Here is a 6,570-nt window from a genome sequence, read left to right on the forward strand (position 1 = left end):
CGCGGCGGCGGCGGTCTCGCCGCGCGCCTCCGGCTTGGGCGTCGCGCGCAGCGCAACGACCGCTTCGCCGACCTTCAGGAGCTGAAGGACATCAAGACCCAGCAGGCGGTCACCGACCTGCTCGGAGTGCAGAACCCGTTCTTCCGCCTCCATGACGGAGTGGCCGGAGCGACCACGCATATCGACGGCCGCACCGACATCAACTTCGCCTCCTACAACTATCTCGGGCTGAACGGCCATGCCGAGGTCGCCGCGGCCGCCAAGGCGGCGATCGACCATTACGGCGTATCGGTCTCGGCGAGCCGCCTCGTCGCCGGCGAACGCCCGATCCATCGGGAGCTCGAGCGCCGCGTTGCGGACTTCTACGGCGTCGAGGCCGCGGTCGCCTTCGTCAGCGGCCACGCCACCAACGTGGCGGCGATCGGCCATCTGATGCGTCCGAAGGACCTGATCGTCTACGACTCGCTCGCCCACAATTCGATCGTGGTCGGCGCGACGCTGTCGGGCGCGACCCGCAGGCTGTTTCCGCACAACGACCTCGACGCGCTGGAGGAGATCCTCGCCCAGCAGGCCCATTCGCATGAGCGGGTGCTGGTCGCCGTGGAAGGCCTCTACAGCATGGACGGTGATTTCCCGGATCTCGCGCGATTGGTCTCGCTCCGCGACCGCTACGGCTTCTGGCTGATGGTCGACGAGGCCCATTCGCTCGGCGTGCTGGGCAAAACCGGCCACGGCGTCGCCGAGGAATGCGGCGTCGACCCGCGCGATGTCGACATCTGGATGGGCACGCTGTCCAAGACGTTGTCGGGCTGCGGCGGCTTCATCGCCGGCTCGGCCGCGCTCGTCGAGTACCTCAAGTTCACCGCGCCGGGCTTCGTCTATTCGGTCGGCATGCCGCCCGCGGTCGCGGCCGCCGCGATCGCCTGCTTCGACCTGCTGGAGCGGGAGCCGGAGCGGGTGACGCAGCTGCGGGCCAACGGTGTGCGCTTCGTCGAGAAGGCCAAGGAGGCGGGCCTCGACGTCGGCTCCAGCACCGGGCTCGCCATCGTGCCCGTGATGGTCGGCGACTCGCTGCGGGCCGTCCACCTCTCCAACAGGCTGCTGGAGCGCGGCGTCAACGCGCTTCCGATCATCCATCCGGCGGTGCCCGAGCGCTCGGCTCGGCTGCGCTTCTTCATCACCAGCGAGCACACCCCGGAGCAGATAGACGAGGCGGTCGCGATCACCGCCGACGAGCACGCGAAGCTGGCGAAGGCAGGGTTCGGCATCAAGATGGCCGCAGCCCTGGCCAAAGCGACCCGGCCGAGCTGACCCGCTTGGCGCCGGCGACCAGGGTCCCGGGTGGCGCGGTCGAGATCCGGCCGGTCGCCACCAGGGCTGACGTCAAGCCGTTCTGGCGCGCGGCGCTGAAAGCGCAGGGCCATGAGCCGAACTACGCGCCGCCGCTGCTCAAGGAGACCTATGACGTCCTGACGCCGCGCGTGACGCCGTTCGCGCGCGAAAACGAGGGGCAGGCCTGGGTGGCGTTCCGCGGCGGCGAGCCGGTCGGCCGCATCTACGCCGTCAAGCACAACGCGCACCTCGCCAAGTATCACGACGCCACTGGGCACTTCGGCTTCCTTGAGGCGGTCGATGACGATCCCGTTTGGGACGCGCTGTTCGCCGTCGCGGCGGATTTCCTGCGCTCGCACGGGCTGAGTCGGGTGACCGGGCCGTTCAGCGCCTCGGTCAACCACGAGTGCGGGTTGCTGGTCGAAGGCTACGAGACGCCATCGACGACCCACACCAATTACGCGCCGCCCTATTATGCGCGGCAGCTGGCGCGCCTCGGCTTCCGGCCGATCAAGGACATCGTCGGCTACGAGGGGTCGATCGCGGACAGCCAGCTCCCGGGCCGCGTCGCGGCCGTGCGGGCCCGGTGGTCCGGGTCCGAAGACCTGAAGCTCCGGCGCGCGCAGGGACCCAACGCCGCCCGCGAGCTGAACGAGGTCTACAACGACGCCTGGTCGGTGAACTGGGGCTCCGCCCCCGTGTCGTACGAGGAGGCGAAGTTCCTCGCCGAGCTCGCGCAGCAGATCGTGCCCCCGGACTGGACCACGCTGGCGGACTGGCGCGGCGAGCCGATCGGCGTTCTGTGCATGGCGCCCGACCTCAACGAGGCAGTTCACGACCTCGGCGGCAAGCTCATGCCGTTCGGCTGGGCGAAGCTGATCTGGCGGCTCAAGGTCTCCGGCGTCTCGCGCGTGCGGGTGCCGATCATCGGGGTGCGCCGGGCCTGGCGCGGCACCCGGGTGGGCGCCATGGCGGCGGCCGTTCTGCTCGCGGACGCGATCGAGAAGGCCAGGAAGGCCGGCTGCCGGCGCCTCGAGGTCAGCTGGATGCTCGAGGACAACAGGTCGATCCTCAACCTCGTGCGGAGCATGCCGGCCGAGAAGACCAAGGTCTGGCGGATCTTCGAGAAGGAGATCTGAGGGGCTAGCGCCCCTCGGGGGTCGGCTCGTCGAGCGCGCCCTCGGGCGGCTGAACCACCACGCGGCCGCCGGCGATGTCGACCAGCGGCGCGACCGCCTTGGTGAACGGCAGGTAGACCGTGCGCCGGCCGCGATCGAGCCGGATCTCCAGAAGGTCATCGGCGCCGAAATTCGTCACCGCGATGATCTGGCCCAGGCGCGCGCCGTCGACCGTCTCGGCCCGCAGGCCCACGAGGTCGGCGTAATAGAACTCGTCCTCGTCCTCGGCCGGAGGCAAGGCCTCGCGGGGAACGAACAGGCCGACGCCGGTCAGCGCCGCGGCGGCGTCGCGGTCCCCGACGTCCTTGAGCCGCACGACCAGCATGTCGTCCTTGATCAGCCTGGCGCTGGCCACCTCGAAGCGGCGCGCGCCCGCCTCATCCGTCAGCGGCCGGTAGTGGGCGAGCGCCTGCGGATCGGCTGTGAACGACTTGACGCGCAGCTCCCCGCGCACGCCGTGAGGCGCGCCGAAGACGCCAATCTGAACAAGGCGGGAGGCCATCGATCTCAAGCCAGCAACGGGCGGCGCCGGAAGCGCGTCCTCCGGCGAGCCGGAGGACGGATCTCGGCCGCCCAGGTCCCGGGTCCAGCGCAGATGACCCGGCGATGCCGGACCACGACGGACCTGGGTTCAGGAGACGCTCCCGGCGTTCGGCGAAGCCTCGGCCGGGACGGCGTCGGTTCCGGCTTACGCCGCGGCTTCGTCGCCGCCGGCAGCCGCCGCCTTGGCGGCCTCGGCGCGCTCCTGGGCCTTCTTGCCCGGCTCGCCCTTCTTCGGGTTGTTGCGCGCGTCGCGCTTCATCAGGCCGGCGGCGTCGAGGAAGCGGTGCACGCGGTCGGTCGGGGTCGCGCCCTTGGCGAGCCACTCCTTGGCCTTGTCGAGGTCGAGCTTGACGCGGTCGGCGTGGTCCTTGGCGAGCAGCGGGTCGAACGAACCGATGCGCTCGATGAAGCGGCCGTCGCGCGGATAGCGCGAGTCCGCGATCACGATGCGGTAGAACGGACGCTTCTTGGCGCCGCCGCGCGCCAGACGGATCTTCAGGGCCATTTCTCTGCTTCCTTCTTCAATTCGTCGTCCCGGCCGAAGCGGCGGAGCCGCGTAGAGCCGGGATCGTTCTCAGGGTCTGCGTTCCATTTGGCTGGCGATCCCGGCTCTGCGCTGCGCTTCGGCCGGGATGACGCGCCACCCAAAACTCACTTCTTCTTGCCGAGGCCGGGGAAGCCGCCGAGGCCGGGCAGCTTCGGCAGTCCGCCCATGCCGCCGCCCGGGAAGCCGGGAGGCAGGCCGCCGCCTGTGCCCGGGAAACCGGGCGGCAGACCTTGCGGCATCTTGCCCTTCTTCAGGTCCTCGAGCGCTTCCGGGGGGATCTGCGGCGCGCCGCCGCCGAAACCGAGCGCCGCCCCGAGGCCCGCGAGCGGGCCGCGGCCGGACTTGGCGCCCTTGCCCATCATCTTCATCATGTCCGCCATCTGGCGGTGCATCTTGAGGAGCTTGTTGACGTCCTCGACCTTGGTCCCCGAACCGGCCGCGATGCGCTTCTTGCGGCTCGCCTTGAGGAGGTCGGGGTTGCGGCGCTCGGCCTTGGTCATCGAGTCGATGATCGCCGCCTGGCGCTTGAACATGCTCTCGTCGAGATTGGCGCCGGCCATCTGCTTCTTGAGATTGGCGACGCCCGGCATCAGCGACATCACGCCCGACATGCCGCCGAGCTTCTGCATCTGGCCGAGCTGCTCTTTCAGGTCGTTCAGATCGAACTGACCCTTGCGCATGCGCTCGGCGGCCTTCTGGGCCTGCTCGGCGTCGATCGAGGCGGCGGCCTTCTCGACCAGCGCGACCACGTCGCCCATGCCGAGGATGCGGTTCGCGATGCGCTGCGGATCGAACTCGTCGAGCGCGTCGAACTTCTCGCCGACGCCGACGAGCTTGATCGGCTTGCCGGTCACGGCCCGCATGGAGAGCGCGGCGCCCCCGCGGCCGTCGCCGTCCAGACGGGTGAGCACGATGCCGGTGACGCCGAGCGCCTCGTCGAAGGCGCGGGCGGTGACGACCGCGTCCTGGCCGGTCAGCGCGTCGGCGACCAGCAGCACCTCATGCGGGTCGACCGCGCGCTTGACCTCCGCGGCCTCGGCCATCAGGGCCTCGTCCAGCGTGGTTCGGCCGGCGGTGTCGAGCAGCACCACGTCGTAGCCGCCGAGCCTTCCGGCCTCCATGGCGCGGCGCGCGATCTGCACGGCGGACTGGCCGGGCACGATCGGCAGCGTGGCGACGCCGGTCTGCGTCCCGAGCGTGGCGAGCTGCTCCATCGCGGCCGGACGGCGCGTGTCGAGCGAGGCCATCAGCACCTTGCGCCGGTCGCGGTTCGTGAACCGGTAGGCGATCTTGGCCGTCGACGTGGTCTTGCCCGAGCCCTGGAGGCCGACCATCAGGATCGGCACCGGAGCCGCGGCCGCGAGGCTGATGGTCTGGGCGTCGGCCCCCAGCATCGCCACGAGCTCGTCATGGACGATCTTGACGACCATCTGCCCGGGCGTGACCGACCTGACGACGTCGACGCCGACCGCCCGCTCCTTGACGCGGTCGATGAACGTGCGGGCGACATCGAGGGCGACGTCGGCCTCGAGCAGCGCGCGACGCACCTCGCGCATCGCCTCCGCGACGTCGGCCTCCGTGAGGGCGCCGCGGCGGGTGAGCCGGTCAAGAATGCCGCTCAGGCGGTCTGTAAGCGCGTCGAACATGCGACGTCGGTTCCTTCCGTTCCGAGATCAGGCCCAACGCAAATCGCGCCCGCGGACGCGACGCGTCGGCGGACGTTGACCCCCCGAACTCACTGGGACGGGCGGCTTGATTGGACTTCTGACCTCGTCAGATGGCCGATGACCTACAGAAACAGGGGCTTTGCGTCAATCGCCGGCCTGCGGAGGTTGCGACCGAGCGTCGCGTGCCAGCGCTTCGGGTCGCGCGGGAGGCGCCCGGCGCACTATATCTGAGCACGTCATCGCCTGGATGTACGCGAACGGTTCGACCCCGCCACTTCGCTTCGGCGCAAGCCGAAGTCTCCATCCGGCGGAGCTCCAAGGTCACCGTCACGCGGTCCAGGGCTGCGACCTGCGGAGGGAGCTCATGACGTCCACATCCAATATCCGCGCCGGCGTCGGCCGCGCATTCTTCTGTTGGCCGTCCCGGATCGGGGCGCTGGCCCTGGTGGCGCTCACCCTGAGTTGGGGCGCCGAGGCCGTCTCGATCTCCGGCGGCTCCGCGATCGAGATCGCCGAACGCTGACCGGAAGCCGGCGCTCGCATCGAGCGCCGCGAAGGGGCATATGTGGGCGGCAACCCTTTAGCGGCCCGGCCATGAACGCCCTGATCGACCGTCGATACGTGAAGATGAACGGGCTCGGCAACGAGATCCTGGTGGTGGACCTGCGCGGTTCGACCGCACGGGTCTCGGCCGAGGATGCGCGTGCGCTCGCCCGCCGGCCCGAAACGCGTTTCGACCAGCTCATGGCGCTGCACGACCCGCGCACGCCCGGAACCGTCGCCTTCATGCGCATCCTCAACGCCGACGGGTCCGAGGTCTCGGCCTGCGGCAACGGCACGCGCTGCGTGGCTGCGCTGCTCGCCCGCGACACGGGCGCGCGCGAGATCGCGCTCGAGACGGCCGCCGGGCTGCTCAGCTGCGTCGTCGAGAACGAGGGCGTGGCGGTCGACATGGGCCGGCCGCGCTTCGGCTGGGCCGAGATCCCGCTGTCGGAGGAGTTCGCCGACACCCGCGCGATCGAGCTGCAGATCGGGCCGATCGACGCGCCGCTGATCCATTCGCCCTCGGTCGCCAATGTCGGCAATCCGCACGCGATCTTCTGGGTCGACGATCTCGACGTGGTCGACCTTTCGCGCGCCGGCCCGATGCTCGAGAACCACCCGATGTTCCCTGAGCGCGCCAACATCTCGCTCGCCCGCCGCTGGCCGCGCAGAAGCGCGCCGACTTCGCCGAGGACTACAACGCCGCTCTGAAGGAGATCAACACCATCGCCAAGGACGCAAACTACAATGGCGTCAACCT

At 70.0% G+C, this 6,570-nt stretch carries 6 protein-coding genes and 1 pseudogene; 4 read left to right on the top strand and 3 right to left on the bottom strand.

Annotated features, from left to right (window positions below):
• Positions 1-1,311, top strand: a 1,311-nt coding sequence (locus tag ACIKT0_RS11020; RefSeq protein WP_407105391.1) for an aminotransferase class I/II-fold pyridoxal phosphate-dependent enzyme, incomplete at its 5' end; no start/stop codon positions are given.
• 5 nt (positions 1,312-1,316) lie between these two features.
• The gene (locus ACIKT0_RS11025; protein WP_407105392.1) at positions 1,317-2,471 is read left to right on the top strand and encodes a GNAT family N-acetyltransferase; all 1,155 of its coding nucleotides are present in this window, start codon (positions 1,317-1,319) and stop codon (positions 2,469-2,471) included.
• A 4-nt stretch (positions 2,472-2,475) separates the two neighbouring features.
• Here the strand turns inward: ACIKT0_RS11025 and rimM are convergent, their stop codons facing one another.
• From rimM to ffh, 3 genes are all read right to left on the bottom strand, one after another.
• Positions 2,476-3,012, bottom strand: coding sequence for a ribosome maturation factor RimM (gene rimM / locus ACIKT0_RS11030; RefSeq protein WP_407105393.1), 537 nt, complete (start codon positions 3,010-3,012; stop codon positions 2,476-2,478).
• Between the two features lie 186 nt (positions 3,013-3,198).
• Positions 3,199-3,558 (bottom strand): 30S ribosomal protein S16, encoded by a 360-nt coding sequence (rpsP, locus tag ACIKT0_RS11035; protein WP_407105394.1) that lies wholly within the window; start codon positions 3,556-3,558, stop codon positions 3,199-3,201.
• Between the two features lie 146 nt (positions 3,559-3,704).
• Positions 3,705-5,246: a signal recognition particle protein gene (gene ffh / locus ACIKT0_RS11040; RefSeq protein ID WP_407105395.1), complete on the bottom strand. Its 1,542-nt coding sequence runs from the start codon at positions 5,244-5,246 to the stop codon at positions 3,705-3,707.
• 385 nt (positions 5,247-5,631) lie between these two features.
• On the opposite strand from ffh, the gene ACIKT0_RS11045 reads away from it, so the two are divergent.
• Positions 5,632-5,790 (top strand): hypothetical protein, encoded by a 159-nt coding sequence (locus ACIKT0_RS11045; protein WP_183395110.1) that lies wholly within the window; start codon positions 5,632-5,634, stop codon positions 5,788-5,790.
• Positions 5,791-5,861: 71 nt separating this feature from the next.
• Positions 5,862-6,467: pseudogene (gene dapF, locus ACIKT0_RS11050) on the top strand (diaminopimelate epimerase); the annotation flags it as partial.
• Between the last annotated feature and the right edge of the window lie 103 nt (positions 6,468-6,570).

The organism is Hansschlegelia beijingensis, assembly GCF_045505405.1.
Classification (GTDB): domain Bacteria; phylum Pseudomonadota; class Alphaproteobacteria; order Rhizobiales; family Methylopilaceae; genus Methylopila; species Methylopila beijingensis_A.